Raw genomic sequence first — 13714 nt, forward strand, 5'->3', positions numbered from 1 at the left:
GAAACACTGACTTCGCAATATCCAGACCAATCGTCGTAACGTTGCCCATCATAGATCTCCTCCAGCTTCTGGCCCCACGATCATACCGCAGGGCGGGAGGAGAGCCGTCCACCGCATCAGAAGCGGAACGTCGGCCTTCGGGATGACGGGGCTAGAAAGCCGACCTTAGCATTCTGGGGAGCGCCGACCGCTTTGCGCCAGAAGCGGGGCGCTCGCCGCGGCGACAACGACCCCTACAGGCGATCGACGCGACGTGCGCTAAGGGCAATACCTGACTCTATGTTCCCTTCACGATTCTCGGTTTAGCCGGTCGGCGGGATTGCGTCTCGCTCTCGAGGGCCAAGGCCAACCGCTTCTCGTCTTCGATGGCGCGATCGACTGCCTCAATTTCCTCTTGGAGCGCCTTCAATTCGGCTCCGTAGCTGGCGCCATCGCTGTCCCCGATCTGAAAGCCACTGGCCCGCATTGCGTCACGAGTATGGTGCACGTTGCGGACTCCTTCCCGTCGAGTCGCGACTAGGATTTCCCTGAACTCTCCAAGACGTTCAACGTGATTACGAGTCATTGCGTTCTCCTATTTCGTCGTCATCGTCGCCGGCGGGCGATTCAAAACGGCTAAACTTACGGCGCAGACGGTTTAAGTGATTACAGGCGTACCCTCGACAAAGCGTGAGTGCGGAAGCTCAAATTTGAACGTTTTGCAATAACGTGGAGCGCGGCAGGCGGACATTGGCTTGGGAGGAGCGCACAGCGACGTTGGTCTCAATGCTCGAGACAAACCCCGGCCGAGGCGCCCTACGATGGCACACTTTGCCTGTGTTTCCTGAGCTCGCAGGTGTGGCCTTAAGTCGCAAACTATTGGCCTCAGAAGCGGGGCGTCGGGCTTCATTGACGGCGCGACAAGCACCATATGCTGATCCAAAGCCCTCCAAAACGAGAGAAGCTCGCCCGACGTCGCACTTCATTCGTCAGCCAGCAATGGCTATGAACTAAAGGAACCTGGAAACCATCATGCCTGAAAATATCAGACTAATGTCAAGAGACGTCCCCCTCATTCAGCTCGGCGTATACCAGTGCCGCTTCCCGGTGAGCGAAGACCCGTCAGTACCTGGCGGCTACCGTTTTTGTGCCGGGCCAACTTCGCCGGATCGCGTCTACTGCGATCACCACCACAGCATCGTGACTGCCGTCGACCCTCGTCGAGCCCGCTCTGGTCTCCATTTGCCCCAACGGCGCGCCGCGTAGATTACGTTTTGAGCCCTCCGCGCGCTGGCAGTCGGCGTCACCTCATCGGTATGATGTTGTCCTCAAATCTTTTTTGCAATTCGACAACCCCATTTCAATCAACGAAGCGCGTCCTGTCAGACTTGAGGACGACGGTGGCGAACTCGGGCATTTCCAGACCTTGGCGCACCTTGGCATCAAGATCCTGCTCGGCCGCCTTGATGGCGGCGAGCCGCGCCAGCACGGTCCTGGCCTCCACGCGGGGCACCACGGCGACGCCGTCGCGGTCGCCGATCAGTATGTCTCCGGGCGAGATAGTCACGCCTCCCAGCACCACCGGAAATCCGACTGTGCCTGGACCATTGCGCGCCGGCGAGTTCGCGATGACGCCAGCACAGTAAACCGGCAACCCGACCGCTTCGATCCCGATAACATCGCGCACGAGGCCGTCGGTGACGAAGCCGGCGACCCCCTTATTGCGCGCCATGCCAAGCACGAGATCCCCGGTGACCGCCGCCCCGGCAAAGCTGTCGGTGGCCGCAACGATGACATCGCCACCTACGGCGACATCCAGCGCCCCAAACAGCGCGAGATTGTCGGAAGGGCCGCACTGACAGGTCACGACGACGCCGACCAGCGTAGCAGCAGCTGGCGATAGCGGCTTGATCGCATGGTGCAAGGCTCCGCGCCCGCCCATGGCGTCGACGACCTGACTGACGGGCACGCCGGAAAAGGCACTGATGATGTCTGCCGCAGGCCGTTCGAAACGGCGCCTGATGGTGAGCAGCGGCGGGTCTTCAATCATGTGGCAGCCTCGTAGCTTGAACGAACGAAAGACAGTCGGGGCCGAGGTCGCTAAGGCTCCGTGCCCCCATCAGCCCCATGACCCGGTCGATCTCCTTGCGGTAGAGTTCGAGCACGTGTCGCACCCCATCTTCGCCGGCGACCGCGAGCCCCCATAGCTGTGGCCGGCCGATCAGACAGCAGGACGCTCCGAGCGCCAGCGCCTTGACGACGTCGGAGCCCCGCCTGATGCCGCCGTCGATCAGCACCGGTATGCGGCCATCGACAGCCGCGACCACCGCAGGCAGCCCGTCGAGCGACGCGACGGCACCGTCAAGTTGGCGTCCGCCGTGATTGGACACGATGACGCCGTCGATACCGCGGGCCACGGCCTCCGTGGCTTCTCCGGGATGCAGGATGCCCTTCAGCAACAACGGTCCGGACCAAACGGTGCGCAGCCAGTCGACGTCGGCCCAGGACAGCCCGGGGTCGAGCAGTGCGGCCATGCGGCCCGCCAGCGCGCCAACCGTCGCCGTCTCGCCGGGACGCAGGTAGTTGCCGAAGGTCAGTTTCGGAAGCCGGGTGCGCATGCGCAGCAGCCACGCCGCCTTGGTGGCGGCCGCAAGCGTCCCTGCCACACCGAAGTGCGGCGGGATGGAAAACCCGTTGCGGATGTCGCGTTCCCGGTTGCCGAGCAGCTGATTGTCGACGGTGAGCACCAGCGCGCCGTATGCTGAGGCACTCGCCCGATCCACCATTTCCCGGGTGAAGCCGCGATCGGTGTAGACGAACACCTGCATCCATCGCGGGCTGGTCCCGGTGGCTGCTATGTCCTCCAGTGTGCAGGCCGATCCGTGACTGGCGCAGTAGAAGGTGCCAGCGGCTGCCGCTGCTCGGGCTGCCGCGCACTCGCCGTCGGGCCAGAACAGACCGGCCAGGCCAGTTGGCGCGATACCGAGCGGGATGGCGAGCTTTGCGCCGAAGAGATCAAGGGAGAGATCCCGTGTCGCTGCACCGTTGAGGGGCCGCGGCAGGATAGCAACGTCGTTGAACGTCTGTTCGTTGCGGCGCAGCGTTCGCTCATCCTCGGAGCCGCCGTCGGCGAAGTCGAACACCGGGCGCGGCAAAATCCGCCGCGCTGCGTCGCGGACCGCAGCCACGCTGTACAGGCGCTTCAGCGCTGCCGTCGAAGCAGGCGATGCCGCAAAGCCGGCACCGCCGTTGGCCCGAGGGCCTATGTTCGAGATAATCGAGGAACTACTCACGGTTTCTTACCGCCGATGCGACCGTAATGCGTCGGTCCTCCGCCCCCCGGAACACGCACACAGCAGAGCGTGCCCTCGAAGGAGGGGTCGCTGCCGGTCGCCAGCACGCCGGCATTTGTCACCCAAAGCATCTCTCCGGAGAAGACGCAGTTGGTCGTTGCCTTGCCGCAGATGAAGAAACCTTCCGCGGTACCGTCGGGCTTCAGCACATGAATGCCGTTGGCGGCAATATCTGTGACATAAAGGCGGCCATCGGCGCCGACCTTCAGCCCGTCCGGGATCGGATTGGCCCCAGGCAAGCGGCCAAGGTCTTCGACGCAGCCATCCGGGCGTTGCCGCTTGACGTGACCCGTGTAGGACTCAGCCCAGACGATCGAGCCGTCCGTCTCGATCGCCACTCCATTCGGGAAGGTCGGCTCGTCGAAGCCGACAGCAAGGTAGGCACTGCCATCGGGGTTGACGGCAAAGATGTAGCTGGGGTCCGGATTGCTGGGGTTGTATGTGCCGGGATCGCTGAAGATAAGCCGGCCATCAGCAGCAAACACGAGATCGTTTGGACCATTGAGCCGCATGCCTGCAACGTCGGTCAGCAGGATTTCCGGTTTTCCGCCTTCGGCAACGCGCTGGATCGATGGCGTTGTCATCTCCGCGGCCCGCCAAGGTCCGGTCGTGCCACCATTCTGGCAAACGTAGAGCAGGCCATCCGAACCGAGAACGCATGCATTCGGCGCTCCCGCAACATACGCGAACTGCCGAGCAGTTCCTTCACGATCGATGGCGGTCAGCTGGCTGCGATAGCTTTCGACGATGACAACGCGCCCATCAGAAAGCATCGTCGGACCCTCGGGCCAGCCGAGGCCAGTCGCGACAACCTCGACTGCGAGCCTTTCAACCTCCTTCATGGTGCGATCTCCAGACCGGCAGCCTATCAAGATTTGTCGGGACTAATCCAGCCGTCTACGCGTTCGTTGAATACATTGTGCGGCGATTGCAGGCATCGACGCATGGCCGCTTTGGGGCGCGAAGTCGACAGGAGCGTCGGCACCAGCGTTGTCCGCTTCTAGAAGCCGGACGGTGGTGCGGGAATGGCGGACATGCGGCGCATTGCTGACCGGCAGATTTGGGCCCAGGAACGTTATCGGCCGGCGATAAGCTGCCATGCTAGGTCCGCCTTATCCTTCCACTTCCCGCCGTTGACATGGCGCTGCCCTGAAACGGTCGCAGTAACGCACCACCTTGCCGTCCCCGCCGGATCGGAAGAACAGCGATCGGGTCGTCCGATTACCCTACGTTCCTGAGCTGGAATTCTTTTGTAGGCACGCGGTTGTTGGTTCGGTCGGTCTCAGGTTGTGACCCTACGCCATCTACCTGATGGCAACGGCCGGCGACGTCGTTTTGGGATGGCGCGTCGCAAGAACTCGCGCCCAAGGTGCTTCAGCAATTGAGCACAATGTAAATAGGTATATAGTTAATCTGTTTCATTGCCGAGGTTCTATGAGCGAGCAAAATCGCTATTCCTGGCGAGAGCGCATGACGATCCTCGGCGATGTCGAGGCGGCATCCTTCCTTCTGTGGATCGAGCGTTACGCCGCCAAGCTCGGGCTCGCGCAGGCAATATGCGTTGCCGGTCGCGACCGCATCGAACTCGACATTGCCGGTCCCGCCGAGCTCATCGAAATGATGGAGATTGGGTGCTCTCTTGGACCAATCGATGTCTGGGTCGAAGCCATCCGCCGGGCGCCGATCGAGAGCGAATCGGGCTAGGTTCCGGCCTGCGGCCTCTGCCCGTCAAAGGCGCCATGCACCTTTTTTGGGCATTGTTGCCAGTGAGGAAATGTTGTGCAAACGTAACCGGTCTATTAGCATATCCTTGACCGCGAAGCTGGGCGCGGGAAGATACCTGGTGTTGTTTGAAAGTTGATGTATGCGGCTTTATCCGACCGGCTCATGGATGCCTATTGCCCTCTCTGCGGACTTGCCGGCGGGAACCGTAATGCCGGCGCAATCGCCAGCCGGACCAGTTGCCCTTTGGCGAAGCCGCTCCGGCCGTGCGGCGGCCTTTGCCGACAGATGCCCCCATCGCGGCATGCGCCTTTCCCGCGGCTTCGTGCGCGGTGAGACCCTGTCCTGTATTTATCACGGCTGGAGTTATGCCCAGGAGGGAAACTGCCTGCGCATCCCGGCCCATCCGGGACTGACGCCGCCGGACACGATTCGTGTCGCGATGCAGCCCGTTGAGGACAGCGATGGCATCATATGGATTTCCGCTGGCGAACCCGCCGCCGGGCCGCCGCGGTTCGACGGCCTTGCCCCCCTGCGCTCGATGATGGCGGAAACGGACATCGCAGCGCTGGAGGCGGCCGCGGGCACGAAGTCCGCCGCAGGCCTGCTCGACTATACGCACAATGCCCAGACCGTCCAGCTGCTGCTTGCCCCCGAAGGGCAAGCGCGGATGCTGATGCATGTTCTGGTGGACGAAGATAGCAATCCGACCCAGCGTATCGCCGCGTCGAGGGCCGCCGAGGCGCTGCGACGGGCGGCCGAGCATATTTCACGCAGCGGGATCGCCCAATGATCCGTAACGCGATGATCGACGAATGGTATCCGGTCGGCCTCGCTAGCCAGCTTGATGTGCATGGACGCAAGACGGCCCTGATGGGCGAGCCGATCGTGGTGAGGCGCGGCGAAGACGGAAACGCGAAGGTCACGGGCGGCAACCAACACGCGCTGCCGGCCTGCATCCGCTATGGTCATGTCTGGTCATCGCTCGGTGATCCGCAAAAGCCGCTGTTTGCGATCCCCGAGGCCGATCAGCCCGGCCGCCGGCTCGTCGATGTCGGGGTGGTTCGCGTGCGCTGCTCGCCATTGCGCGCCGTGGAGAACTTCCTGGACATTGCTCATTTTCCGTTCGTCCATACCGACATATTGGGCTCCGAACCGCACACAGAGGTCCAGAACTACAAGGTCGAGATCCGGGAGGACGAAGACGAGGTTTGGGCGACCCAGGTGAAGTTCTACCAGCCGCAGGCCGCCAAATCGGCGGAAGGCGACATAACGACGGAATATATGTATCGCGTGCCCGCGCCGACCTGCTCAATCCTCTACAAGACCTGCCCGCCGCGCCCGGGCGAATGGGACGTCATTACGCTTTTCGTGCAGCCGCTTGCCGAAGACCTGTGTAACGTGTGGCCATGGATGGCGCTTTTCGACGACGAGACTCCGATGACAGACCTGATCCATTTCCAGCAGACGATCTTTGTTCAGGACCGGTCGATCCTCGAAAACCAGATTCCAGGGCTGCTGCCGCTTGACCCCGGCATGGAGATACCCACGCGAGCCGACCTGACTTCGGTTGCCTACCGGCGCTGGCTGAAGCGCCATGGCTACACCTACGGCGCGCAACTGGTGGCGCAATGAAGCTCTACGATTACGTGCTGTCGCCAAGCTGCTACAAGGTGCGCCTGATGGCCGCGCTGGCAGGAGTGAAGCTCAGCATCCGGCCCGTCGATTTTCATCCCGGCACCGAGCATCGCGGTCCGGAACTCATGACACTAAATCCGGCGGGTTCGATCCCGATTCTCGAGGACGGCGACCTCGTCCTGACCGAATCTTCGGCCATGCTTGTCTACCTTGCCGCGACGGCGGCACCGCAATGGTTGGGCAACGATACTGCCATGCATGCGGCGCGCGTCCAGCAGTGGATTTCCTTCTCGCATCGGCTGACCGCAAGCCTGGGGGCAGCGCGCCTGCACGAGATGCTGCTGCGCCCGGGGAACATCGATGCCCTTCAGGGACAGGGAACGGCGGCCCTGCGCGAATTGGAAGCTGGTCTCGTCGAACAGAGTATCCGCGGCCAGCGCTTCCTCGCATTGGACCGGCCGACGGTCGCGGACATCGCCTGTTTTCCCTATGTGGCGCTGGCGCCCGACGGGGGCGTTTCGCTCGATCCCTATCCCGCGATCCGGCTCTGGTCGCGGGCGATCCGCGCCATCGAGGGTTTCATCGAGATGCCCGGCATCCATCGGCTGCACGAGCTCAAGCCCGAGCCCGTCCCTGAAGGAGGCGAGGCCTGACGTGGCGGGCTATTTGTTGAAGAACTGCGCCGCGGTGATCGTGGACGATGGCAACGGTTCGCGCATCCGCCGCAACGTCGACGTGTTGACCGAGGGCGCGGCTGTACGGGCCATCGGCGAGGGCCTGGACAAAGGGGAACTGCCTGTCGGGACCGTCGCCCACGACGCCACCGGTTGGTTCGTCTATCCTGGCCTCGTCAACACCCATCATCACTTCTTCCAGTGTTTCGTCCGCAACCGCGCCGACCTGGACTGGACGAAGCTGTCGGTCATCGAATGGCTCGACCGCATCTATCCGATCTTTTCTCGGCTGAACGAGGAGTGCTTCTACCACGCATCGGTCACGGCCATGGCGGAGTTGATAAAGCACGGCTGCACCACGGCCTTCGACCATCAGTACTGCTTTCCGCGGCATGCCGGCAAAAGGCTCATCGACCGGCAGTTCGAGGCGGCCGAACTGCTTGGCATGCGCTTCCATGCCGGACGTGGCGGCAACACACTGCCGAAGTCGGAAGGCTCGACCATTCCAGACGCCATGCTGGAAACGACGGACGAGTTCATCGCTGACTGCGCCCGGCTGATCGATACCTATCACGATGACGGTAGGTTCAGCATGCGCCAGGTCGTCGTCGCGCCGTGCCAGCCGGTCAACTGCTATCGCGAGACATTCGTGGAATCGGTGACACTGGCGCGCGACCGCAAGGTCCGCATGCACACCCATGTCGGCGAAGGCGAAAGCCCGGTGATGCAAGCCCGCCACGGCCTGCGCACGGTGGACTATTGCGCGGAGATAGGTTTCTGCGGGTCGGATGCCTTCTATGCCCATTGCTGGGAGCTGACCCATGACGAACTGCGCAAGTTGGCTGCCACTGGCACCGGCGTCGCGCACTGCCCGGAGCCGGTCTATCTCGTCGGCGCCGAAATCACCGACATACCGGCGATGTCGGCCCTCGGGCTCAGGGTGGGGCTGGGTTGCGACGGTGCAGCCTCGAATGACAATTCCAACCTGATGCACTGCATCCATTCCGCCTACATGCTGCAATGCCTGTCGGCGTCGACACGTGACCACCCGGTTCCGCCGCCTGGCGATTTTCTCGGCTATGCAACGACCGGGGGCGCGGCGCTGCTCGGGCGCAGCGACATCGGCAGGCTGTCGCTTGGCATGGCCGCCGACCTGTTCGCCATCGACACGCGGCGCATGGACTATGTCGGCACGCGGCACGATCCGCTGAGCCTGCTGGCCAAGGTAGGCATCGGCGCGCCGACCGACATGACGATGATCAACGGCCGCATCGTTTGGGCACGGGGAGAGTTCCCGGGGCTCGACGAGGCAAGGCTGTTCGCGCAAGCCGAGGCGGCGCTCGCCACCGTGGAATTCTAGCAACCAAAACCAAAAGCAAGGGGAACCAACATGCTGACAAATCTTACCCGCAGAACATTGATGAAGGGCGCTGCCACTACCGGGCTTGTCGCCGCGGTGGGCAGCCGCGTGCTCGCCGCCGACGGACCACTGGGCATCGTGCTGGTGGTCCCCTCGCCGGTTGGCGACGTTGGCTGGGGCCGTGCGCTGGCCGACGGGCTCGATCCGGTCAAGGCGGCCTACGGCGACAAGGTGAAGGTCACCATTCTCGAAAACATTCAGGAAGGTCCCGACGCCGACCGCATCATGAACAAGGCGGTCGCGGACGGTAACAAGGTTCTCATCGCCGGCTCCTTCGGCTATCAGAACGGCGCCCTGCAGATCGCGCGCCGCAATCCCGACGTCACCGTGTTGCATGCTTCCGGTTTCGAGGTGGCGCCGAACTTCTCGCCCTTCGCGGCACAATACTCCCAGGGCACCTATCTGATGGGGATGGCGGCAGCCGCGCTTTCGAAGACCGGCAAGCTCGGCTCCGTCTCCGCCTTCGCCATTCCCGAACTGATCACATCAATCAACGCGTTCACATTGGGTGCGCAAGCCGTGAAGCCCGATGTCGAGGTTTCGGTCGTATGGGTGAACTCCTGGTTCGACCCGGCCAAGGAGCAGGAAGCCGCCAAGGCGCTGCTGTCGCAGAAATGCGACGTCGTCTTCTCCAACGCGCAGGACACGCCTTCGGTCATTGCGGCTTGCGAGGAGGCCGGCATCCCCGCCTTCAACCTCAACTCGTCAATGAAGAAATACGCGCCCAAGACCTATCTCGGCTGCGTTGCGACCGATTGGTCGCCCTTCTTCAAAGCCTCGGTCGACGCCCACCTTGCCGGTACCTTCAAGGGCGCCAGCGCCTTCTTGGGTGTCGGCGACAAGGTCGTCGAAGTCGTCGACTGGAACCCGGGCATCCCGGCAGACATCATGACCAAGATCAAGGAAGTCGAAGCCAAGATCGCCGACGGCAGTTTCTCGCCCTTTGCCGGTCCGATCGCCAAGGCCGACGGCAGCGAAGGCGTCCCCGCCGGTAAGACGATGACCGTGGCCGAGATCGTCGCCATGGACTGGCATGTCAAGGGTGTCACTACGCCGCTGCCGAAGTGACAATGACCGTCCCGCTGCTGTCGCTGCGCGGCATCTCCAAGAGCTACGGCCAGATCCATGCAAATCGAGGCATCGATCTGGATGTGGCTCCGCGCTCGATCCATGCGATCCTCGGAGAAAACGGAGCGGGCAAGTCGACGCTGATGAAGCTGATCTACGGCGTCGAGCAGCCAGACGCGGGAACAGCGATCTGGAAAGGAGAGCCCCTTGCGCTCGCGTCCCCGGCGGATGCGAGGCGCAAGGGGATCGGCATGGTCTTCCAGCATTTCTCGTTGTTCGAGACGCTGACGGTTGTGGAGAACGTCCAGCTGGTCGTGCCCGGGAGGAAATGGGACCTTGCGCAAGGCATCCGCAAGCTCGGTCGCGACTTCGGCCTGGAGGTCGATCCGCTCGCTCATGTGCACGCGCTCTCGGTTGGAGAGCGGCAGCGGGTGGAAATCATCCGCTGCCTGATGACCGAACCGCAGCTCCTGATCCTCGACGAACCGACCTCCGTCCTGCCACCGCAATCGGTGGAGAAGCTTTTCGAGACATTGCGGCGGCTGCGCGACGGTGGCGTGTCTATTCTTTTCATCTCGCACAAGCTGGAGGAAATCCGCGCGGTATGCGACCGCGCGACCATCCTGCGCGGCGGTCGCATCACAGGAAATGTGGATCCCCGCGGCCACGACGCACACGACCTCGCCCGCATGATGATCGGCCGCGACATGCCGAAGCCCATGCCGGCTATTGCACATTCCGGCGGGGAAAAGCGCCTTGAAATCGTCCGCCTCGACCATCGGCCCGACGATCCCTTCGCCGCCGAGCTTTCCGACGTCAGCCTGACGGTTCGGGCGGGCGAGATTCTCGGAATCGCTGGCATCTCGGGCAACGGGCAGAGCGAGCTCGCCGCGCTAATCTCAGGCGAGACGATGCTGCCGCGCGAGAAATCCGATCGCATCTACATGATGGGAAAGGATGTTGGCGCGCTCAATGCGGCGGCCCGCCGCCGGCTGGGCTTCGCTTTCGTTCCGGAGGAAAGGCTCGGCCGCGGCGCGGTGCCGGAGATGTCTCTCGTCCTCAACAGCCTCCTGACCGCCCATCCGTTCGGCTTGTTGAAACGCGGCCTTGTCGACACTGCTCGTGCCAAAGCCTTCACCGAGGACTGCATCCGGCAAAACGACGTGCGCACGCCCGGTTGCGAAGCGGAGGCCGGCGCGCTTTCGGGAGGCAATCTGCAGAAGTTCATCGTGGGACGCGAGATCATGCTGTCCCCTAAATTGCTGTTTGTCGCACAGCCCACCTGGGGCGTGGACGTCGGCGCCGCATCCGCCGTCCGCCAGCGCCTTGTCGCCCTGCGCAACGAAGGCATGGGCATCCTGGTCATCTCGGAGGAACTGGAGGAACTGTTCGAGCTTTGCGATGCCATCCAGGTGATCCATCAGGGCCGGCTGAGCCAGCCGCTGGTGACCCGCGACACCAGACCCGAGGAGATCGGCCGATACATGATCGGCGCCCATTCAACCGCCGAAAAGGTTCCTGCATGAGCGCCCTGTCCCGGCCGTTCCTTCCCGTTCTGGTACGCCGGGAACACGCCTCGCTTGCAATCAAGCTGGTCGCCCCGCCAGCCGCGCTCGGCGTGGCGACGCTGCTCAATCTCGGGCTCTACCTCCTGATGGGCCGCGATCCGGTCGCCGTTTTCCAAGCGATGCTTCTGGAGCCCTTCCTGTCTTGGGCCTCGTTCTCGGAAGTCCTGCTCAAGATGGGGCCGCTGCTGCTGATTGCGCAGGGGCTTGCGATCGGCTTTCGCGCAAAGATCTTCAACATTGGCGCCGAGGGCCAGTTCATTCTCGGCGCAATCTTCGCGTCGGCCGTTCCCATTTGGCTCCCGCAGGCAACCGGCCAGTGGATTTGGCCTGCAATGCTCTTGCTCGGCGCACTGGGCGGCGCGCTTTGGGCCTCGCTCACGGCGTTCTGGCGCGTGCGGCTCAACGCAAACGAGATTCTCGTATCACTCATGCTGGCGCTCGTTGCCGCGCAACTTCTCAACTATCTGCTTCTAGGCCCCTGGAAGGATCCGGCCGGCTTCAACTTCCCACAGTCGGTGATGTTCCAGTACGACGCGACGGTGCCGATCCTGATCCCCGGCACCCGCGTCAACGTCTCGCTGCTTATCGCCTTCGCGTTCTCCCTCGCCGCCTGGGTCTTCATGCAGAGGAGTTTCGCTGGCTACAAGCTGCAGGTCGGCGGCCTTGCTCCGCGCGCAGCCGCATACGCCGGCTTCAACGAAGGACGCGCGATCTGGCTTTCCCTCCTCATCGGTGGCTTCGCGGCGGGCCTCGCCGGGGCGGCGGAGGTGGCCGGGCCGCTCGGCCAATTGCAGCGCTCCATCTCGACCGGTTACGGCTATGCCGCCATCATCGTTGCGTATTTCGGCGGCCTTCACCCGATAGGCATCATTTTTTCCGCGCTGCTCATGGCGGCCCTCTATATTGGCGGCGACAACGCCATGGTGTCGGCAAATCTGCCGGTCGCCGCGGTCCGGGTCTTTCAGGGCAGCCTGTTGCTCGCCTATCTCGTCGCGATTGCCTTCGTCCGATTCCGGCTCGAATGGCGCCATGCTGCTCACGGAAGCACGCCATGAATGCCCTCGAGTTCATCGTCGCCGGAACGCTGGCGGCGGCCACGCCGTTCCTGTTGGCCGCGCTGGGCGAAATGGTGGCCGAGCGAGCCGGCGTCCTCAATCTCGGCGTAGAGGGAATGATGGCAATGGGGGCAGTCGTCGCCTTCATCATCGTCTATCACGGCGGCGGTCACCTCCTGGGCTTCCTCGCCGCGGGCCTCGCCAGCGCGGCTCTTTCCGTTGTCTTTGCCGTCATCGCGCTGGGGCTCCGCGCGAACCAGGTCGCAGTGGGACTCGCCATAGGCATACTCGGCCAAGGCCTCTCGGCACTGTTCGGCAAGAGCTATGAGAGCCTCACGGTCAAAGGCCTACCGAAGCTTTCATTGCCCTGGCTTTCAGATATCCCGGTCATCGGCGGCCTGTTCGCCCAGGACGTCATCGTGTGGCTCTCGCTGGGGGCGACCGTCGCCATCTGGGCGGTATTCGTCTACAGCAAGACCGGCCTTGTCGTGCGCGCCGTCGGCGAAAATCCTAAGGCGGCCTATGCGCTCGGCTATCCGGTAATCGCCGTGCGTTTCGCCGCCGTCGGTTTCGGCGGCGCGTTTGCAGGGTTCGCCGGTGCCTACGCGGCCGTGGTCTACACGCCGCTGTGGGCCGATGGCATGATTGCCGGGCGCGGTTGGATCGCGATCGCGCTCGTCGTCTTCGGCACCTGGCTCACCAGCCGTATCTTCCTCGGCGCCTGCCTCTTCGGCGCCGTCTCCCTGGCAAGCCTGGCGGCCCAGGCCACCGGACTGGACGTTTCCTCGCAACTTCTATCGAGCCTGCCTTATCTCGTGACAATCGTCGTGCTGGGCATCATTTCTTCGAACCGACGTCTGCTCAAGCTCAACGGCGTGGCATCGCTGGGAGAGCCTTTCGAACAATAGTGTCGCACGCCGCCCGGGCGGCAACCCGACATCCGAGCGCAGGCAGCACCGTCCCTGGGGCATGAAGGGCTGCACGCAATCCTCAAGACCATGCCTCGAGCGGTTGGCAGCTAGGATATGGCAATCGTAAGCGTTGGGCGTTCGCAATCGGGCCAGGTTGTTGAGCGTTGTCGGATCAGCAATGACAACGTCAGCGGCAATCCATGTCGGCTTTCGGGTAATGAGGATTTCGAGTTCAGCGTCCGAAATGAGGCGCTTAGCTGCGGTTAGTTGCTGACGATCGGCACGACCGCTTTCCACCCAAAGCCGGATGTGGCGGCAGAAGAACT

The 13714-nt window shown here is 63.1% G+C and carries 13 protein-coding genes; 9 read left to right on the forward strand and 4 right to left on the reverse strand.

Annotated features, from left to right (window positions below; translation table 11 throughout):
- Window positions 1–277 precede the first annotated feature (277 nt).
- The 4 genes from X739_RS138605 to X739_RS1000000167360 form a co-directional block, all read right to left on the reverse strand.
- Window positions 278–565 (reverse strand): hypothetical protein, encoded by a 288-nt coding sequence (locus X739_RS138605; protein ID WP_023785323.1) that lies wholly within the window; start codon window positions 563–565, stop codon window positions 278–280.
- 774 nt (window positions 566–1339) lie between these two features.
- Window positions 1340–2029, reverse strand: coding sequence for a hypothetical protein (locus X739_RS138600; RefSeq protein ID WP_023796277.1), 690 nt, complete (start codon window positions 2027–2029; stop codon window positions 1340–1342).
- Window positions 2022–3272 carry an alpha-hydroxy acid oxidase gene (locus X739_RS138595; RefSeq protein WP_023796278.1) on the reverse strand — a complete coding sequence of 417 codons (1251 nt, stop codon included), beginning with the start codon at window positions 3270–3272 and terminating at the stop codon, window positions 2022–2024. The genes X739_RS138600 and X739_RS138595 overlap by 8 nt, the downstream gene beginning before the upstream one ends.
- Window positions 3269–4174, reverse strand: a complete 906-nt coding sequence (locus tag X739_RS1000000167360; protein WP_023796279.1) for an SMP-30/gluconolactonase/LRE family protein — start codon at window positions 4172–4174, stop codon at window positions 3269–3271. The genes X739_RS138595 and X739_RS1000000167360 overlap by 4 nt, the downstream gene beginning before the upstream one ends.
- Before the next feature lie 592 nt (window positions 4175–4766).
- Between X739_RS1000000167360 and X739_RS138590 the strand changes: the two genes are divergently transcribed.
- The 9 genes from X739_RS138590 to X739_RS138555 all read left to right on the forward strand — a co-directional run bounded on the left by X739_RS138590 (window position 4767) and on the right by X739_RS138555 (window position 13385).
- The gene (locus X739_RS138590) at window positions 4767–5036 is read left to right on the forward strand and encodes a hypothetical protein (protein ID WP_031252542.1); all 270 of its coding nucleotides are present in this window, start codon (window positions 4767–4769) and stop codon (window positions 5034–5036) included.
- A 160-nt stretch (window positions 5037–5196) separates the two neighbouring features.
- Window positions 5197–5847 (forward strand): Rieske (2Fe-2S) protein, encoded by a 651-nt coding sequence (locus tag X739_RS02080; protein ID WP_031252543.1) that lies wholly within the window; start codon window positions 5197–5199, stop codon window positions 5845–5847.
- On the forward strand, window positions 5844–6689 hold the full coding sequence (locus X739_RS138585) for an aromatic ring-hydroxylating dioxygenase subunit alpha (protein WP_023796282.1): 846 nt from the start codon (window positions 5844–5846) through the stop codon (window positions 6687–6689). Before X739_RS02080 ends, X739_RS138585 begins: the two co-directional genes overlap by 4 nt.
- Window positions 6686–7345 carry a glutathione S-transferase family protein gene (locus tag X739_RS138580; protein ID WP_023796283.1) on the forward strand — a complete coding sequence of 220 codons (660 nt, stop codon included), beginning with the start codon at window positions 6686–6688 and terminating at the stop codon, window positions 7343–7345. Before X739_RS138585 ends, X739_RS138580 begins: the two co-directional genes overlap by 4 nt.
- 1 nt (window position 7346) lies before the next feature.
- A complete protein-coding gene (locus tag X739_RS138575) occupies window positions 7347–8726 on the forward strand; it encodes an amidohydrolase (protein ID WP_023796284.1) in 1380 nt (459 codons plus the stop codon).
- Window positions 8727–8759: 33 nt separating this feature from the next.
- On the forward strand, window positions 8760–9854 hold the full coding sequence (locus tag X739_RS138570; RefSeq protein ID WP_031252545.1) for a BMP family ABC transporter substrate-binding protein: 1095 nt from the start codon (window positions 8760–8762) through the stop codon (window positions 9852–9854).
- A 2-nt stretch (window positions 9855–9856) separates the two neighbouring features.
- A complete protein-coding gene (locus X739_RS138565) occupies window positions 9857–11380 on the forward strand; it encodes an ABC transporter ATP-binding protein (protein WP_023775215.1) in 1524 nt (507 codons plus the stop codon).
- Entirely contained in the window at window positions 11377–12477 is a 1101-nt protein-coding gene (locus tag X739_RS138560; RefSeq protein ID WP_023796286.1) for an ABC transporter permease, read from the forward strand. The genes X739_RS138565 and X739_RS138560 overlap by 4 nt, the downstream gene beginning before the upstream one ends.
- Window positions 12474–13385, forward strand: coding sequence for an ABC transporter permease (locus tag X739_RS138555; RefSeq protein WP_023796287.1), 912 nt, complete (start codon window positions 12474–12476; stop codon window positions 13383–13385). Before X739_RS138560 ends, X739_RS138555 begins: the two co-directional genes overlap by 4 nt.
- The last annotated feature ends 329 nt before the right edge of the window (window positions 13386–13714 follow it).

The organism is Mesorhizobium sp. LNHC209A00, assembly GCF_000502915.1.
Taxonomy (GTDB): Bacteria; Pseudomonadota; Alphaproteobacteria; order Rhizobiales; family Rhizobiaceae; genus Mesorhizobium.

What these genes read in the sequence shown, in the direction of transcription:
- X739_RS138605 (WP_023785323.1), bottom strand. Translation starts at nt 565, where the DNA reads ATGACTCGTAATCACGTTGAACGTCTTGGAGAGTTCAGGGAAATCCTA.
- X739_RS138600 (WP_023796277.1), bottom strand. Translation starts at nt 2,029, where the DNA reads ATGATTGAAGACCCGCCGCTGCTCACCATCAGGCGCCGTTTCGAACGG.
- X739_RS1000000167360 (WP_023796279.1), bottom strand. Translation starts at nt 4,174, where the DNA reads ATGAAGGAGGTTGAAAGGCTCGCAGTCGAGGTTGTCGCGACTGGCCTC.
- X739_RS138590 (WP_031252542.1), top strand. Translation starts at nt 4,767, where the DNA reads ATGAGCGAGCAAAATCGCTATTCCTGGCGAGAGCGCATGACGATCCTC.
- X739_RS02080 (WP_031252543.1), top strand. Translation starts at nt 5,197, where the DNA reads ATGCGGCTTTATCCGACCGGCTCATGGATGCCTATTGCCCTCTCTGCG.
- X739_RS138585 (WP_023796282.1), top strand. Translation starts at nt 5,844, where the DNA reads ATGATCCGTAACGCGATGATCGACGAATGGTATCCGGTCGGCCTCGCT.
- X739_RS138580 (WP_023796283.1), top strand. Translation starts at nt 6,686, where the DNA reads ATGAAGCTCTACGATTACGTGCTGTCGCCAAGCTGCTACAAGGTGCGC.
- X739_RS138565 (WP_023775215.1), top strand. Translation starts at nt 9,857, where the DNA reads ATGACCGTCCCGCTGCTGTCGCTGCGCGGCATCTCCAAGAGCTACGGC.
- X739_RS138560 (WP_023796286.1), top strand. Translation starts at nt 11,377, where the DNA reads ATGAGCGCCCTGTCCCGGCCGTTCCTTCCCGTTCTGGTACGCCGGGAA.
- X739_RS138555 (WP_023796287.1), top strand. Translation starts at nt 12,474, where the DNA reads ATGAATGCCCTCGAGTTCATCGTCGCCGGAACGCTGGCGGCGGCCACG.